Origin of the sequence: Streptomyces flaveolus, assembly GCF_044765825.1 — a bacterium.
Classification (GTDB): Bacteria; Actinomycetota; Actinomycetes; order Streptomycetales; family Streptomycetaceae; genus Streptomyces; species Streptomyces flaveolus.
This window is the reverse complement of the sequence record NZ_JBIWKU010000008.1, coordinates 92,089-107,074: the sequence shown is the minus strand read 5'-3', so window position 1 is coordinate 107,074 and position 14,986 is coordinate 92,089. Positions and strand designations below refer to the sequence as shown.

Here is a 14,986-nt window from a genome sequence, read left to right as displayed (position 1 = left end):
ACTCATCGATCGGCCGGCCCTGCCGCGCGCCTTCCGACGACGGCCAGTGCTCCGTAACTCCCGTCAGCGTTCCGCGGTCGCCTCCTCGGCCGTCGTCTCCTGCGCCTTCTTCGTGGCCTTTTCGGCCTTCTTCGCCTGGCCAGGAGGGCTGTGCGGGGTCCGGGGTGCCGCGCTGTCCTTCGTTTCCGCGGCAGGTGAGTCCGTGGCTCGCGGCGTGGTCGGCGCCGTCGTGGCCGCGGAACCGTGTGTGGCCGCGTCGACGGCGGATCGCCGGGTCGGTCCGTGAGAGGTGGAGGGAATTCCGTCGCCGGGTGTGTCGTCGGGGGCCGTGCCGGCCGGGGCGCTTCCGACGGGGGCCGTGCCGACGGAGGCGCTGCGGTCGGGGGCCGTGCCGGCGAAGGCGCTGCGGTCGGACGGCTGCGCCGGGGCGGGCGTGGTGGCCGTCTCCGACTGCCCCGCGCCGCGAGGAGGGCCCGCTTCTCCCGTGGGGGTGCTCGTGACCTTGGGTGCGCTTCGGTCCTCGCCCTGGGACCCGGAGTCGTCGGTGACAGCGAAGGCGGTTGCCATGACGGCGGCGAGCGCAACGGTCGCGCCGGCCACGAGGGGGCGCCTCCGCACGGGTGCGGGGCGCGGAGCGGTCTGCTCCCTGCCGGGCACCTCGTTCCTGTGGGTGCGGTCGGCCGTCTGCGAGGGTCCGTGGTCGGCGACCAGGCTCGTGGAGTGCGCCGCCGGGCCTGTTCCCGCCGGCGGGGATGTCTCGGCCAACCCCGCCAGTACGTGGGCGCAGTCGTGGGCTGTCGGGCGGTTCAACTCGTCCAGGTCCGTCATGTTCCGCAGTACGTCCGCCAGTTGATCCGGCAGGTGCTGAGGCAGGACGGGCCGGCGGTGCAGTCGAGCGATCGCGGCTTCCAGGGGGCCGCCGTCGTACTCGAGCCTGCCCGTGAGGCATTCCAGGAGCACCAGGCCGAGGGCGTAGATGTCGGCGGGCCGGCCGACGGGCCGTCCGAGGACCTGCTCGGGCGAGAGGTAGGCGGCCGTGCCGGTGAGGGTGCCGGTGGCGGTGCGGGTGGTGGCGTCCAGGAGTCGGGAGATGCCGAAGTCGGTCAGGTAGGGCCGGTGGGAGGCGTCCAGGAGGATGTTGGACGGTTTGACGTCCCGGTGGACGATTCCCTCGTCGTGTGCGTGAGCCAGCGCCTGGGCGAGGCCGGCGCCGAGTCCGGCAGTCTCCGCGGGAGACAAGGGGGCCGTGTTGATGCGGTTCTTCAGCGTGCTGCCCTCGATCAGTTGCATGACCAGGAAGACACGTCCGTTGTGCCGGCCCGCGTCGTAGGCGGTGACGAGTCCGGGATGGTGCAGCCGGGCCAGGATCACTGCTTCGCCGTGCACGTCGTCCTCGATGTCGGCACCGGTGTCGGGCCGGAAGACCTTGACCGCCACCGGTCGCCGCAGCCGCAGATCGAACCCGCGATGGACGTCCGCGGCTCCGCCCGAGCCGAGGAGACCGTCGAGACGGTACCGGCCGCTCAACACCTCGGCGGAGCATCGGGAAACCATGACGCGGGCCGACTCACGAATCCACATTCCCTCTCCCACCGCATCGGGGCCGAACGCCCGTGGTGAGCCATGTCCGGCGCACCGCTGGGCTCAGGTACCCAGGGAGTGGCGGCATATCCCGCGTCGCCTCGGACAGCGAGGGGCGCCTCGACAGCCTCCGGTGAGGGCGTCCCCGCCATGAGGCCCCCGCGGGTGCCAGCTCCGCCCCGTACGGGGAGCCCGTCGTGATGAGGCGCGGTGCCTGCGGCAGGATGGGCCCATGACCGAGATCCGTACCCCCCGCCTCCTTCTTCGCCGCTGGCACGAGGACGACCTCGCGCCGATGGCGGACATCAACGCGGACCCGCGCGTCATGCACTGGATCGACGACGGCTCCGTGCACGACCTGGACCACACGGCGGAGTCCATCGAGAGGTGGGAGGAGGAGTGGGACGAGGAGGGCTTCGGGCTCTTCGCCGTCGAACTGCTGGCCTCGGGCGAACTGGCCGGCTTCACAGGTCTGTCCGTGCCCGAGTTCCTGCCGGAGGTGCTGCCCGCCGTGGCGATCAGCTGGCGGCTCGGCTCACAGTTCTGGGGCCAGGGATACGCGTCCGAAGCCGCCCAGGCCACTTTGGAGTTCGCACTCCAGGACCGTGGCCTCGACCGCGTCATCAGCATCAGCCAGGTGGGTGACGACGCCTCGGAGAACGTCGTGCGCAAGCTCGGCATGGTGCCGGAACGCGAGACGGCCCACCCGGTGTACGGCTATCCGCTGCGTGTTCACGCCATCGATCTCACCGAGTTCCAGGCGTGAACCGACCGGCCCGGCGAAGGGCCGTGGGATGACGGAGACCGCAGTCGGGCCCGGGTACGGAAGTCCGGGCCGACCCCCCTCTGCCGCTCACCCCGTCCCGATGTCGTAGGCGGTGCCGCCCGTGACGGCGTGGAGCTTGTCCGGGTTGGCCACGTTGTGGATGGCGGTGATGCGGCCTTCGGCGTCGAAGTCGAAGGTGAGGGTGGCGATCACGCGTCCCGGCCCGCTGAACACCACGCCCGGCCCGCCGTTGATCTCGACGAGTTCGGCCTTCATGTCGGCGGGCTCGACGCCCTGGTAGGTGACGGTCCCGATGGCCGCGAACCAGTTGGCCACCGTGGCGGCGCCCACCACCGGGCGCAGGGCCTGGCGGACCTTGCCGCCGCCGTCGGTCCACAGGGTGACGTCCGGGGAGAGCAGTTCCATCAGGGCGTTGACGTCCCCGCCGGTCGCGGCGGCGAAGAACCGCTCGGTGACCCGGCGCTGCCGCGACCGGTCGGTGGCGAAGCGCGGGCGCCGGGCCTGTACGTGCTCGCGGGCCCGGTGCGCGGCCTGCCGCACCGCGGGTTCCGAGCGCTCCACCGCCTCGGCGATCTCGGCGTGGCTGAAGTCGAAGACCTCCTTCAGCACGAACACCGCGCGCTCCAGCGGGCTGAGCGTCTCCAGCACCACCAGCATCGCCATCGACACCGACTCGGCGTCCGTGACGGCCTCGGAGGCGTCCCCGCCGGTGAGGATGGGCTCCGGCAGCCACGGCCCCACGTAGGTCTCGCGCTTGTGCCGGGTGGAGCGCAGCCGTTCCAGCGCCAGGTTCGAGACGATCCGCGTCAGGTACGCCTTGGGGTCGGCCACCTGCGACCGGTCCGCGGCGGACCACTTGATCCAGGCGTCCTGGACCGCGTCCTCGGCGTCGGCCGCGCTGCCGAGGAGGCGGTAGGCCACGGAGAACAGCAGCCGCCGGTGCTCGTGGAAGACCTGCTGGCCGGTCACGCGCCCTGCCCGCCCCGGGTGAAGCGGCCCCCGCGGGGCCAGACGGCGCCCGAGGCGGGCATCTTCCTCATGCGGCCGTAGGTCGGCCAGGGCGAAGCGGTCACCGTCTCCTTGTACCGGACGGCCGTACGTCCCGTCAGGCAGAACCGGCGCGGACTGTCGTCGGGCCGCGTGAACTGCACCACGGCATCCCCGCGTCCCAGGCTCACCGGCGTGTGGTAGTAGCCGAAACGGAACGGCTTGGGCTTCTTGCCCCTGAGCACCCGGTCGATCGACAGCGCGGCATGCACCCCGGTCGGCATGCCGCCCTGGCAGGTGCCGTGCATGACGCCGTACCCCTGGCGGACGGCGGCCGCGTCACCGATGGCGTACACCTCGGGGTGGGAGACCGACCGCAGCGCGGCGTCGGTGACGACGCGTCCGCGGTCGTCGACGGTCAGCCCGGCGGCGGCCGCAAGCGGCGAGGTGCGCGTGCCGCTGGTCCACAGCACCGCGTCGGCGGGGATGACCTCCCCGCCCGCGAGCTCGACCGCGTCGGGCAGCACCTTCATCACCTCGACGCCGGCGCGCACGTGGACGCCCAGCCGGTCGAGCGCGGCGTGCAGATACGCCTTGGCCTTCGGGTTCATGGCCACGCCGGGTTCCTGCCGCCCCAGCAGCACCACACGCAGCCGCGGGTGCCGCTCGGCGATCTCCGCGGCCGCCTCGATGCCGGTCAGTCCGCTGCCGGCGACCACCACCGTGCCGCTGCCGAGCCGCGCCAGCCGGTCGGCCAGCGCCTCGGCGTCCTGGGCGCTGCTCAGGGTGTACGCGTGGTCCTCGGCCCCCGGCACCGCCGAGGTGTCCGCGGTGCCGCCGAGCCCGTACACCAGCGTGTCGTAGTGCAGAACCCGGTCGTCGTCGATCCGCACGGTCCGCGCGTCCGGGTCCACCGCCGTCACCCAGCCGCGTACGAACCGCGCGCCCGTGCCCTCCAGCAGCTCCGGGACGCTCAGCTCGGCGAGCCGCTGCCCGGTCGCCGTCATGTGCAGCCGCATGCGCTCGGTGAACCGCTCCCGCGCGTTCACCACGGTCACCCGCACGTCCTCGCGTCCCTTCACCCGGGCCGCCAGCTGAACGGCCGCGGCCATGCCCGCGTATCCCGCTCCCAGAATCACCACGCGGTGCGCGGTCGCCGTGCCGGTCTCCTGCTGTGCGCTCACTTCGGTCCTCCTCGGCTCGCTTGCTGACACCCACCGGATGGGAGCAGGCGGCCTGAACGTGACATGACCCGAATGTGATGCGCGCCACACACAACGCCTTCCCGCCGGGACCGCGTGGCGTTCGAGCGGGCGCGTCAACGTCTCCCGGCCGGCGATCGAGGCACGGGGCGAGCGCCGGCGACGGTCTTCCGGAGCGATGGTCCCCACTTGTCCCCACCATCGACCGCACAGCTTCTTCACTGCCACCATGTGCCTCATGACGCACATCACCAAGGGCGCCAACACCCCTGTCCCCGCAGCTCTCCTGCGGGTCGCGGTCTGTCGGCACAACGTTCCGGGCGCACCGGCCGTGGACGCCTCCGCCCTGCTGCTCGACGCCGCCGGCAAGGTGCGCGGCGATGCCGACCTCGTCTTCTACAACCAGCCCGCGCACCCGTCGGGGGCCGTACGCCACGCGGGTACGGCCGAAGGGGGCGGGCAGCTCGCCGAGTGGCTGGAGGTGGACCTGCCGCGCGTGGAGCCCGCCGTGCAGCGGGTGCTGATCGCCGGGTCCTGCGACGGCGGGGTCTTCGGCCAGGTGCCCGGGCTGCATGTACAGACCCTGACGGCCGACGGCGCGGTGGTGGCGCACTACGCGGTGAACGACGCACGGAACGAGACGGCGTTCGTGCTCGGGGAGTTCTACCGCAGGAACGGGCAGTGGAAGTTCCGGGCGGTGGGCCAGGGGTACGCGTCCGGACTGGCCGGACTGGCCACGGACTTCGGCATAGCCGTGGCGGAACCGGCCCAGCCGGTCCAGCAGACCCCGGCGCCCGTCCCGCCCCCGGCGCCCGCCCCGTCCCCGACGCCGGCGCCCGCCCCGTCCCCGACGCTCGCCGCCCCGATGGCGCACCCCGCACCGGCCGTACCGCCGGTCAAGACGCCGGACGCGCCACCGGTCGCACCGCACGTCGCACCGCAGTTCACGGCCCCGGCCGCACCCTCCGCCCCCGCCCCGGCGGACGCCGTGCCCCACTCCTTCGGCCCCGAATTCCCCCCGTACACCCAGCGCGGCCAGGGCAACGGCGTGGTCTCCGTGGACGCGCCCCTGCCGCCGGGAGCGGTCGTCGTCGAGGCCTGGCACCAGGGCGAGGGCTACTTCGGCATGCACACCCTCAACCGTCGCAACAAGGACGACGACCTGCTGTTCAACTCCACCCTGCGCGACTTCCGCGGCCGCATCCTGGTCCAGCCCCCGAAGGACCGCCCCCTGCGGCTGCGCGTGGAGGCGGACAACGACTGGACGGTGCTCGTGCAGCCCCTGTCGGTGCTCCGCCGCCTGGGCCCCGGCCCCCTCCAGGGGTACGGCCCCGAGGTCGTGGCCTACACCGGGCCCGTGGCCGACCTGGACGTGGACTTCGCCGGCGACGAGGACGGCGGCGGATACTTCGGCCTGTGGAGCCTGGAGGCGTCACGCCTGCACGACCTCGACGACCGCGACCTGCTGGTCAACGACACCGACCGGCTGCGGCAGACGGTCCCGATCGCCGACGGCCCGCTCCTGCTGCTCCTGGAGGCCGACGGCGCCTGGCAGCTCGGCGCCCGTCCCCTGCACGTGCCCGACCAGGCCGCCGCACAGGCCGCCGGTGCCTACACCGGCAGCGGCGAGAAGACACTCACGCTGGTCAACCCGACCCCGGGGCGTCCTGCCCTGCTGGAGTACGCCTGCCCGGGCACCAGCGGCGGCCTCGGCCACCGGCTGCTGCTGGTCGACGAGTACGACGACGAAGAGGACCTGGTGCAGGGCTACCGCCACGGGGAGCACGGCCGCACCCTGCTGTTCACCAAGGGCGAGTCCCAGGTGCGGCTGCGGCTGGCGGACGTGGCCGGCTGGAGCCTGCGCCTGCTGCCGGTGGAACAGGCGCCCCTGCTCACCGGACCGGCCGAGGGCCGGGGCAGCACGGTCTTCCGCTACGAGGGGCCGCCCGCCCTGCTCGGCCTGTGCCGGACCGTCTCCGGCGACCAGGTGGTGACCACCCGTACGGTCCAGGCCGACGGCCGGTCGAAGATCTCCGCCGACACGACGCGCCGCCGACCGGTCACCGGGCCGCTGTGGGTGACGCAGGCGGGCCACTGCTACGTCCAGGTCTGGGCGACCGACGAGAGCAGCTGGCGGATCGAGCCGGCCGCCCTCGCCACCGCGCCGGTGCTGGACCGGGCGCCCGTCGAGGGCCAGGGCTACGGCGTCGTACGCCACGTCGGCCCCGAGACCGAGGTCATGATCCAGCACGACGCGCTCGGCGGGGCCTCCCTGCCGGTGCTGTGGGAACTGGACGAACGCCTGGAACCGGTACGCCGGATCAGTACGGCTTCCGGTCTGCAGCGCATTCCGAGCGGATATCTCCAGATCCGGACGTCCGGCCGCTGGGCCATCGAGCCCCGGGCGTGAGCCCCGTCGCCCGGCGGGGGTCGCCGTGACCCCGCTCGTCGGCGGCGGGACGGGGCCGGACCCGGACGGCGGCCGGCCGTCGGGTGGCACACTCTGCGGTGTGCCGCTGACTTTCGACGACCTGCTCACCCGGGCCCGTGCCCTCCCGCGCGGCGGACGGCGCGCGATCCTCGGCATCGCCGGGAGTCCCGGCGCCGGGAAGTCGACGCTCGCCGAGGCCCTGGTGCGGGAGTTGAACGGGACGGACGGGACGTGGGTCGCGCACGTCCCGATGGACGGTTTCCACCTCGCCGACGCCGAACTGGACCGGCTCGGCCGCAGGGACCGCAAGGGCGCGCCGGACACCTTCGACGCGGCCGGGTACGCGGCACTGCTGCGCCGCCTGCGCGAGCAGGGGAGCGCCGGCGGAGGGGACGCGGGGGACACGGTCTACGCGCCCGGCTTCGAGCGGGTGCTGGAGCAGCCGCTCGCCGGGGCCGTCCCGGTGCCGCCGACGGCCCGGCTGGTCGTGACGGAGGGCAACTACCTTCTGCTGGGCACCGGCGCGTGGACGCGGGTGCGGTCCTGGCTCGACGAGGTGTGGTTCTGCGAGGTGCCCGAGGAGGAGCGGGTCCGCCGACTGGTGGCCCGGCACGAGGAGTTCGGCAAGTCCCCCGAGGAAGCGGTGGCCTGGGTGCTCGGCACCGACCAGCGCAACGCCGACCTGGTGGCCGCGACCCGCGACCGTGCCGACCTCGTCGTACCGGAAACGGCACTGGCCCGCGTCGCCCCGCCGCGCTGAACTCCGCCGCGTCGCACGACGTACCGGTGGGCATGACGGACGAGGAGCGGTCGGACCCCCGGTGGCGCCGGTGCGCGGGGGCGTGGACGGTGCCGGTGCTCGTGGCCGTGCTGCTCGCCCAGATGGCCTTCGCGATGGTGACCACGGCCGTACGGCAGACGCCGACGATCGACGAACCCGTGTACGTGGGGGCCGCCGCCGACTACGTGCGCGAGCACCGGCTGCGCTACAACCCCGAACACCCGCCGCTGGGAAAGCTGGTCGTCGGCGTGGGCGTCGCGCTCGCCGGTCCGCGCGCCGACCCCTCCTTCGAGGGCGACCAGAGCGCGTGGGGGCGGCATCTGCTGTACGAGTCGGGCAACGACCCGTGGCGGCTGATGCTCTGGGCGCGGCTCCCGGTGATCGCGCTGACCCTGCTGTTCGGGCTGGTGGTGTTCGCGTTCGCCCGGGAACTCGCCGGCCGGGCGGGCGGCCTGGCGGCCCTGGCCCTGTACGCCCTCTCCCCCGACGTCGTCGCCCACGGCTCGCTCGCCACCCTCGACGCGCCCGCCGCCGGTTTCGTGCTGACGTCGGTGTGGCTGCTGTGGCGCGCCCGGCGCCGTCCCCGGCTGTACCTGCCGCTCGCCGGGGCCGCGCTGGGGGCCGCCCTGGCCACCCGGGCGAGCACTCTGCCCGCGGTGCCGGTGCTGCTGGTCCTGGCCGCCCTGCCGGCCGGGCCACGGGTGCGCGGGCGCGGGGCGGTGCGGGCGACGGCGGGCGTCCTGGTCGTGGCGGTGACCGCGATCGCCGTCGTGTGGGCCACGTACCTGGCGGTCGATCCGCGGCTGCGCGGGACACCCGGCCAGGCGCTGCCCGGCGTACCCGGCCTCAAGGGCGTGGTGGTGGACCTGCTGCCGTTCCCGGAGGCCTACCGGGACGGGATGCGGCTGCAGTTCGGCCTGGAGCGCCACCCGTGGCAGGGCTTCCTGTTCGGCCGGCTGTACACGGGTTCGCTGTGGTACTACCTGCCGGCCGCGCTCCTGGTGAAGACCCCGCTGGGCGCGCTCGCCCTGTGGGCCGCCGGGTCCGTCGCCGTGGTGGCGGTACGCCGGCTGCGGCCGGCCGCGCCGTACCTGCTGCCGCCGGCCGCCGTGCTGCTGGCGTCCGCGATGGCGGGCTCCCGGAACTTCGGCACCCGGTACGCGCTGTTCCTGCCGATGTTCCTCGCGGTGGCGGCGGGGTGTGTCCTGGCGGCGCGGGTGCGGTGCGCGCCGGCCGTGACGCTCGCGCTGGTGGCGTTCGTCGCGGTCAGCTCGGTGCGGACGTACCCGTACTACCTGCCGTACGCCAACGAGGCGTTCGGCGGACCGGCCAGGACCCGGCTGCTGCTCCACGACTCGGCCGTGGACTGGGGCCAGGACCTGGGCCGGCTCGCCGACCGGCTGCGCGAGCGGTACCCGGGCGAGCGGGTCTGGCTGGTCTACAAGGGCAGCGGCGTGCCGTCCCACTACGGCATCGAGGCCGCCGACCCGCGGTCGGTGCCCGCGCGTGAGGTGCGCGGGCTGCTGGTCGTGTCCGACTCCGCGGCGGCCAAGGCGACGGGGCGGCTGGCGGCGCTGATCGACAGCAGCCGGCCTGTCGACGACGTCGGTCACTCGATCACGGTCTACCGCCGCTGAGACGCGCGCGACGCGCACGGCGTACGCGGCCGCGCGGCGTGACCGCCGGGCGCGCCGCTAGGACGCCGCGTTCGGGAATTCCTCGGCGCTGACGTGCGGCAGCACGCCGCTCGCCACCCGATAACGGCCGTTGGGCACGTCGGCGGACTTGCCGACGTGCACCGCCAGCGGGCCCGCCCACTCGTAGCCGCGCCGCTCGGCGTGCTGGACCAGGCTGTCGGTGAGCACCTGGCCCACCCGGCCGTCACGGCGCGTCAGTTCCTCGTGGACGACCTCGTCGAGCTCGACGTCGTAGGCGTTGGGGACCATGACCCGGCCTTCGGCGCAGACCACGGCGTTGTTGTCGCACTCGGTGCGCAGGGCGTCGAGGATCTCGACGGGTTCCTTGTCGAGTACCCGCGCCCACAGCGCTTCCCAACGGTTCTCCAGGGCCTTCTCCAGCGCGCTGATGGCGCCCATGCGTGTCACCTGCCGGGGTTGGGGGTCGGATGCTTCTCGGGGTCGGATGCCGTGGGGGACGCGCGGTCGGCGCGCGGCCGCGGTGCGGTCATCGCTCGTCGTAGTCGTCGGGGCGCACGTGGGCCTCCTCCAGGGCCTCGCGCATGGTCCGGCCGGTGCCACCGGGCGGGCGCGGGGCGTTCTCGTCTCGCTGGTCGAGAACGTCGTCGGTGGTGTCGGTCTTCGGCCGGTTCTCTTCCGGGACGGTCATGACTCAGGCTCCTCGTCGCTGGTGTCGGGGTCTTCCGTGGCGGCGGGTTCCCGCCCGGCGCGGTGCTATCCCCCGAGGGACGGGATGCCCGTGCGCGGGGGTCCCGATCGCCCTGGACAGCGCCCTTGTGGGCGCGGCCGGTGGGCTATGTTGACCTCCGTGGGAGACAAAGGAGGCGCACCCGTGCCATCGCCGCAGCAGGCACGCGCGCAGGCATCGGCGATCACCTCGGGACGGGCGGCCCCGGAAACTGAGGTCTCCCCCACGTCCCAGCTGAGGACGTTGTTCGACCGCCCCCGGCTCTCCCCGGGCCAGCGGCGCATCGCCCAGTACCTGATCGAGAACCTCACCGAGGCGGCGTTCCTGTCGATCACGGACCTCGCCGACCGCGTCGGCGTGAGCCAGCCGTCGGTGACACGGTTCGCGTCGGCGGTCGGCTTCAGCGGCTACCCGGCGCTGCGGGAGCGGCTCCAGTCGATCACGCTGGGCGGCCGCGGCGGCACCCCGGCCGAGGAGAACGGCGGCAACGAACTGCAGGCGGCCGTCGACGCCGAGATCGAGAACCTGGAGAACCTGCGGCGCGACTTCGCCGATCCCGGGCAGGTCATCGAGACCGGCCGGAAGCTGGCCGCGTCGACGCCGCTGACCGTCCTCGGGCTGCGCATCTCCGTGTCGCTCGCCGAGTACTTCGCCTACGCCGCCCGCCGCGTCCACCCCGACGTCAGGCTGGTCACCCGCGGCGGCAGCGTCGCCTACGACGCCCTGCTGCAGTCCCGCGAGGCGGGCGGGGCCTGGGTGCTGGCCTTCTCCCTGCCCCGGCACGCCCAGGAGACCCTCAACGCCGTCCGGGTGGCCCGCGGGGCCGGACTCAAGGTGGCCCTGATCACCGACCTGGCGCTCGGTCCGGTGGTCGACGAGGCCGACGTCACCTTCGCCACCGGCACGGGGTCGCGGCTGGTCTTCGACTCGTACGCGGCGCCGGGCGTGATGTGCGCGGCGCTGCTCCAGGCCATGACCGACGCCGATCCGGAACGGACACAGGCCCGGCTGGAGGAGTACGAGCAGATCGCCGAGCAGCACCACTTCTTCCTGCGGGACTGAGTCCCCCTCCCCCGCTGCCCCGGCCGCCGGGCGCCCGGTCGCTCGGTCGCCGTCAAAGCAGGCATGAATGTTTTCATACGTCTTGCAAAGCAGATGGCATATATAAATACTGCTCACGGATCGCGACCCGGACGCCCGGACCGCGTCCGCACCTGCGCGAACACCTGGCCGCCGACTCCTACCCGCTCCGGCGCCCCGGGTGTTCGGTCGGGCATCGCCTGCGCGAGCGCCCGCGGCGGTCCCGGTCATCCCCTAGGCCGGGGCCGCCTCACAACGTCGCAGCACCCCGTCGACGCCGCACACCCGGAAGCGATGATCATGCCCCTGACGACCACGCGCATCAGCCCGGACTGGCCGTGCCAGGTCAAGAGCCCCGGCAGCTACGACTGGGAGCGCTCGGCGGCCAAGTGGCTGCGCGAGCTGGTGCCGGCCCGTTACGCCGGCTACCCGGCACTGATCCGGCATCCCGTCCTGCTCGCCCGCCATGCGCAGATCCAGGTCCAGCAGGAGCTCCGGGTGGCCCGTACCGCCCTGCAGACCGCCCGGGCCGACCTGCCGCGGCTCGGCCTGCCCGAGTCGGTCATCGAGCACACGATCAAGCTGTACGCGGCGGAGCTCCAGCAGTTGCAGCACATCGCGCGCAGCGTGCGGGCGGTCACCGAGGCCCTGGTCGAGCGGGGTGCGGCCGGGCGCTGACCCGCGCCCTCGGCGGCGCGGGACGGTCACTCCGGGCGCACGTCCCGGGGCGGCCGGCGCACGTCCGCCCCTCGTCGCGGGACCGGCGGAGGAATCACCTTCCGACGAGCGGTCATCGAAGCCCGGTCCATGTGCCATGCTCGTCGCGTGACGAGCGAGCACGCCACGCCGACGGATTCCGGCGCCGCGCCCGACCTGGCCACACCGGCCCGGGTCGTCGCCGGACAGCATGCCGAGATCGACCGGTTGCGCGACCTCGCCACGACGGCGGCCGTCGTGGCGCGGGCCGAGGGCGCTGTCATGGCGCTCACCGGCGTCTCCGCCGAGGCGGCGCGCGAGACGCTGACCCAGCGCGCGAAGGCGCAGCGGCGCCCGCTGCTGGAGGAGTGCTGGATCACGCTCGGCACCCTGTCCCCGCCGCCCGGCGCGCACCGCGCCCCCGGGCCCGCCGGCTCCGGCGTCTCGGTCGTGCCCCCTGCCCCGCGCCTCCCCGACGACGACGTCTCGGACGACGGCCTGTCGGAGGACGGCCTCTCGGAGGACGCCTCGGCCGCGCCGGCCGGCCTCGCCGAGGCCCTGGTGCGCGTCGGCTCCCCGCGAGAACTCGCCCGGTGCCTCAGGGAGCGGCTCGCGCCGGCAGTCGGCGCGGACGCGGTGGTGCTCTACGCCCGGCTGCCCTCGGGCGGCCTCGAACTGGTCGGCCACGCCGGAATCGACGACACGCTTGCCGCCCGGTGGCAGCAGGTGTCGCCGTGGAGCGGGATCCCCGCGCTGGAGGCCCTGCGCGCCGGTGAACCGCGCTGGCTGGACGACACCGGGCGGAACGGCGACCGGTGGCCGCCGGCCGGTGATCCGTCCGGGCACGGGCGGTCGCAGGCCTGGCTGCCGGTGCCGCCCGGCGACGTGTGCCTCGGGGTACTGCGCCACGACGACGCCCCCTTCACGCCCGCCGACCGGGCCCGCCTGCGGGCCGTCGCCCGCCTGTGCGCCGGGTGGCTGCGGACGTTCGGCGGCCGGCCGGAGCCCGCCGGGACCGGCGCCGCCGACGCCGTGCGGCGGGTGTTCGACGCCCTGCCGGTCGCGGCGGTGCTGCTCACCCCGGTGCGCGCGCCATCGGGGCGGGTCCAGGACTTCCGGATCGACGCCGCGACCCCGCACGCCGCGCCGTTCGCCCGCGGCGACGGCACGGACCCGGTCGGCCGGCGGCTCCCCCAGTGGCTGCCGGACGCGGTGGCCGAGCCGCTGCGGCAGGCCTGCCTGCGCACGCTGGCCACCGGGGAACCGTACGAGGGCGAGCCGTTCGCCCACCGGGACGTGGCGGACGGTGCCGCGGAGCCGGCCACGTACTCGGTGCGGGCGGCTCCGCTGGGCGACGGGCTCGTTCTGTCCTGGGTCCGGTTCGACGCCTCCGACCGGCAGGAGCAGCGGCTGGCCGATCTGCAACGACTGGGCAACCTCGGCTGGGCGAACTGGGACCTGGTCACCCACGAGGCCGCCTGGTCCGACCAGGTCTTCGCCATCTTCGGCCGCGATCCCGCACGCGGCCCGGTCGCCCTCGCCGGCCTGCCCGGCCTCGCGCTGGCGGACGACGTGCCCGCGCTGACCCAGGCCGTGGGGGAGCTGACGCGCGAAGGACGGCCGTGCGACGTCCCGTTCCGGACCAGGACGCCGGCCGGTGTCCGGCACCTGCGGATCGTGGCGGAGGCCGTGACGGACGGCGAGGGCACGCCCGTCGAGGTGCACGGCTTCGTCCAGGACCTGACCGCCCGGCGCCGGGCGGAGCTGGCGCTGGTCGAGAGCGAGCGGGCGATGCTGACCCAGCACGACGTGCTGCTGGCCGAACGGACGCTGGCCGCCCGGTTGCAGGACGCGCTGCTGCCTCTGCCCCGGGGCCCCGTGCGGCCGGCCGGGCTGCGCGTCGAGGTCGCCTATCTGCCCGCGCAGGCGGGTGTGCTGGTCGGCGGCGACTGGTTCAGCGCCATAGAACTCCCGGACGGGGACGCCCTGTTCGTGGTCGGAGACGTCGCCGGTCACGGTGTGGACGCCGTCGCCACGATGGCCCAGCTGCGCTTCACCGCCAAGGGCATGGTCGTCACGGGTTCCTCGCTGACCGGCGCACTGGCCCGCCTCAACGCCCTGCTGCTGCACTCCCGGGGGGCCCACGGCACCGCGAGCATGGTCCTGGCGCGCTACTCACCGGAGCGCCGACGGCTGGTGTGGGCACAGGCCGGTCATCTGCCGCCGCTGCTGCTGCGCGCCGGAAAGGCCCGCTACCTCGACCGGCCGCCGGGCATCCTGCTGGGGGCGAGCACCACCCCGGTCTACGCGGAGGCGGAGTGCCTCCTGGAGCCGGGCGACCGTCTCCTGCTGTACACGGACGGCCTGGTGGAGCGGCCTCCCGACGGCATCGACCAGGGTCTGGAGCGGCTCGCCAGGGCCGCCGCGGCCCACCAGGCCGACGCGGCGGGCACGCTGGAGCCGCTGCTGGCCGCGCTGCTGCCCGGGGACGAACTGCGGGACGACGTCTGCGTCCTCGACATACAGGTGCCGGACGCTCCGGCACGGCGGTCGTAGGCGGTGCGTCAGTCCACCGGGTGGCCGGGCTCGATGGTGAGGGCGTCGCCGAGCCGCAGCAGCGGCCCGCCGGACGTCTCGCGCCCGCCCCACTCGACGGGGTCGAGGACGAAACCGACGTGGTCGCCTCCGGTGACCCGCTCCACGACCCGGCCGACGAACCAGGCTTCGACGTCGTCCAGCACGACCGCCCCGCCGTACTCGTGGCGCCGGCGGACCTGCTGGAACTTGTCCACGTCGTCGCCGGTCTGCCCGCCGAACACCTCGGCCAGTCCGTGCTGTCCGCGGGCGAGCACGTGGACGGCCAGGTACTCGGCGGAACGGGCCACCTGGAAGGTCCGGTTGACCTCGGACAGCCATACGACGAACCGCACGGGGTTCATGGAGCACTGGGAGGAGAAGCCGACCAGACAGCCCGCCTCCTCCCCTCCCGCGGCCGCCGTCACCACGCACATGTCCGGGTCGAGCCTGTCGAGAAACACGTCCATGCCCGCCATGTT

Annotated in this window: 13 protein-coding genes; 7 read left to right on the top strand and 6 right to left on the bottom strand. The window is 74.1% G+C overall.

Annotated elements, in window-relative coordinates; all coding sequences use genetic code 11:
* Positions 1-63: 63 nt before the first annotated feature.
* Positions 64-1,554: a serine/threonine-protein kinase gene (locus ACIRG6_RS24110; RefSeq protein WP_403324534.1), complete on the bottom strand. Its 1,491-nt coding sequence runs from the start codon at positions 1,552-1,554 to the stop codon at positions 64-66.
* Positions 1,555-1,813: 259 nt separating this feature from the next.
* Between ACIRG6_RS24110 and ACIRG6_RS24105 the strand changes: the two genes are divergently transcribed.
* Entirely contained in the window at positions 1,814-2,347 is a 534-nt protein-coding gene (locus ACIRG6_RS24105) for a GNAT family N-acetyltransferase (RefSeq protein WP_350714788.1), read from the top strand.
* A gap of 87 nt (positions 2,348-2,434) precedes the next feature.
* Here ACIRG6_RS24105 and ACIRG6_RS24100 read toward each other — a convergent pair whose 3' ends face one another.
* Both ACIRG6_RS24100 and ACIRG6_RS24095 read right to left on the bottom strand, forming a co-directional pair.
* On the bottom strand, positions 2,435-3,337 hold the full coding sequence (locus ACIRG6_RS24100; protein WP_403324532.1) for an RNA polymerase sigma-70 factor: 903 nt from the start codon (positions 3,335-3,337) through the stop codon (positions 2,435-2,437).
* Positions 3,334-4,539 (bottom strand): NAD(P)/FAD-dependent oxidoreductase, encoded by a 1,206-nt coding sequence (locus ACIRG6_RS24095; protein ID WP_364681504.1) that lies wholly within the window; start codon positions 4,537-4,539, stop codon positions 3,334-3,336. Before ACIRG6_RS24095 ends, ACIRG6_RS24100 begins: the two co-directional genes overlap by 4 nt.
* 256 nt (positions 4,540-4,795) lie before the next feature.
* On the opposite strand from ACIRG6_RS24095, the gene ACIRG6_RS24090 reads away from it, so the two are divergent.
* The 3 genes from ACIRG6_RS24090 (at position 4,796) to ACIRG6_RS24080 (ending at position 9,406) form a co-directional block, all read left to right on the top strand.
* Entirely contained in the window at positions 4,796-6,967 is a 2,172-nt protein-coding gene (locus ACIRG6_RS24090) for a TerD family protein (protein WP_403324530.1), read from the top strand.
* Positions 6,968-7,067: 100 nt separating this feature from the next.
* A complete protein-coding gene (locus tag ACIRG6_RS24085; RefSeq protein ID WP_364681508.1) occupies positions 7,068-7,748 on the top strand; it encodes a nucleoside/nucleotide kinase family protein in 681 nt (226 codons plus the stop codon).
* Between the two features lie 32 nt (positions 7,749-7,780).
* On the top strand, positions 7,781-9,406 hold the full coding sequence (locus ACIRG6_RS24080; RefSeq protein ID WP_403324647.1) for a phospholipid carrier-dependent glycosyltransferase: 1,626 nt from the start codon (positions 7,781-7,783) through the stop codon (positions 9,404-9,406).
* A gap of 57 nt (positions 9,407-9,463) precedes the next feature.
* Here the strand turns inward: ACIRG6_RS24080 and ACIRG6_RS24075 are convergent, their stop codons facing one another.
* Complete coding sequence (locus tag ACIRG6_RS24075; protein WP_318215773.1) at positions 9,464-9,865, bottom strand: DUF3662 domain-containing protein; 402 nt, start codon at positions 9,863-9,865, stop codon at positions 9,464-9,466.
* Positions 9,866-9,953: 88 nt separating this feature from the next.
* The gene (locus ACIRG6_RS24070) at positions 9,954-10,115 is read right to left on the bottom strand and encodes a hypothetical protein (protein WP_350714801.1); all 162 of its coding nucleotides are present in this window, start codon (positions 10,113-10,115) and stop codon (positions 9,954-9,956) included.
* 183 nt (positions 10,116-10,298) lie between these two features.
* On the opposite strand from ACIRG6_RS24070, the gene ACIRG6_RS24065 reads away from it, so the two are divergent.
* The 3 genes from ACIRG6_RS24065 to ACIRG6_RS24055 all read left to right on the top strand — a co-directional run bounded on the left by ACIRG6_RS24065 (position 10,299) and on the right by ACIRG6_RS24055 (position 14,486).
* Positions 10,299-11,216, top strand: coding sequence for a MurR/RpiR family transcriptional regulator (locus ACIRG6_RS24065; protein ID WP_403324528.1), 918 nt, complete (start codon positions 10,299-10,301; stop codon positions 11,214-11,216).
* A gap of 312 nt (positions 11,217-11,528) precedes the next feature.
* Positions 11,529-11,912, top strand: a complete 384-nt coding sequence (locus ACIRG6_RS24060; protein WP_225632628.1) for a hypothetical protein — start codon at positions 11,529-11,531, stop codon at positions 11,910-11,912.
* Positions 11,913-12,059: 147 nt separating this feature from the next.
* Entirely contained in the window at positions 12,060-14,486 is a 2,427-nt protein-coding gene (locus tag ACIRG6_RS24055; protein ID WP_403324527.1) for a SpoIIE family protein phosphatase, read from the top strand.
* Between the two features lie 8 nt (positions 14,487-14,494).
* On the opposite strand, the gene ACIRG6_RS24050 is transcribed toward ACIRG6_RS24055, so the two are convergent.
* On the bottom strand, positions 14,495-14,983 hold the full coding sequence (locus tag ACIRG6_RS24050) for a flavin reductase family protein (RefSeq protein ID WP_364822132.1): 489 nt from the start codon (positions 14,981-14,983) through the stop codon (positions 14,495-14,497).
* Positions 14,984-14,986 lie beyond the last annotated feature (3 nt).

Bases quoted from the DNA above. Each gene is read 5' to 3' on its own strand.
- ACIRG6_RS24110 (WP_403324534.1), bottom strand. From the start codon at position 1,554: ATGGTTTCCCGATGCTCCGCCGAGGTGTTGAGCGGCCGGTACCGTCTC.
- ACIRG6_RS24050 (WP_364822132.1), bottom strand. From the start codon at position 14,983: ATGGCGGGCATGGACGTGTTTCTCGACAGGCTCGACCCGGACATGTGC.
- ACIRG6_RS24070 (WP_350714801.1), bottom strand. From the start codon at position 10,115: ATGACCGTCCCGGAAGAGAACCGGCCGAAGACCGACACCACCGACGAC.
- ACIRG6_RS24075 (WP_318215773.1), bottom strand. From the start codon at position 9,865: ATGGGCGCCATCAGCGCGCTGGAGAAGGCCCTGGAGAACCGTTGGGAA.
- ACIRG6_RS24060 (WP_225632628.1), top strand. From the start codon at position 11,529: ATGATCATGCCCCTGACGACCACGCGCATCAGCCCGGACTGGCCGTGC.
- ACIRG6_RS24080 (WP_403324647.1), top strand. From the start codon at position 7,781: ATGACGGACGAGGAGCGGTCGGACCCCCGGTGGCGCCGGTGCGCGGGG.
- ACIRG6_RS24105 (WP_350714788.1), top strand. From the start codon at position 1,814: ATGACCGAGATCCGTACCCCCCGCCTCCTTCTTCGCCGCTGGCACGAG.
- ACIRG6_RS24090 (WP_403324530.1), top strand. From the start codon at position 4,796: ATGACGCACATCACCAAGGGCGCCAACACCCCTGTCCCCGCAGCTCTC.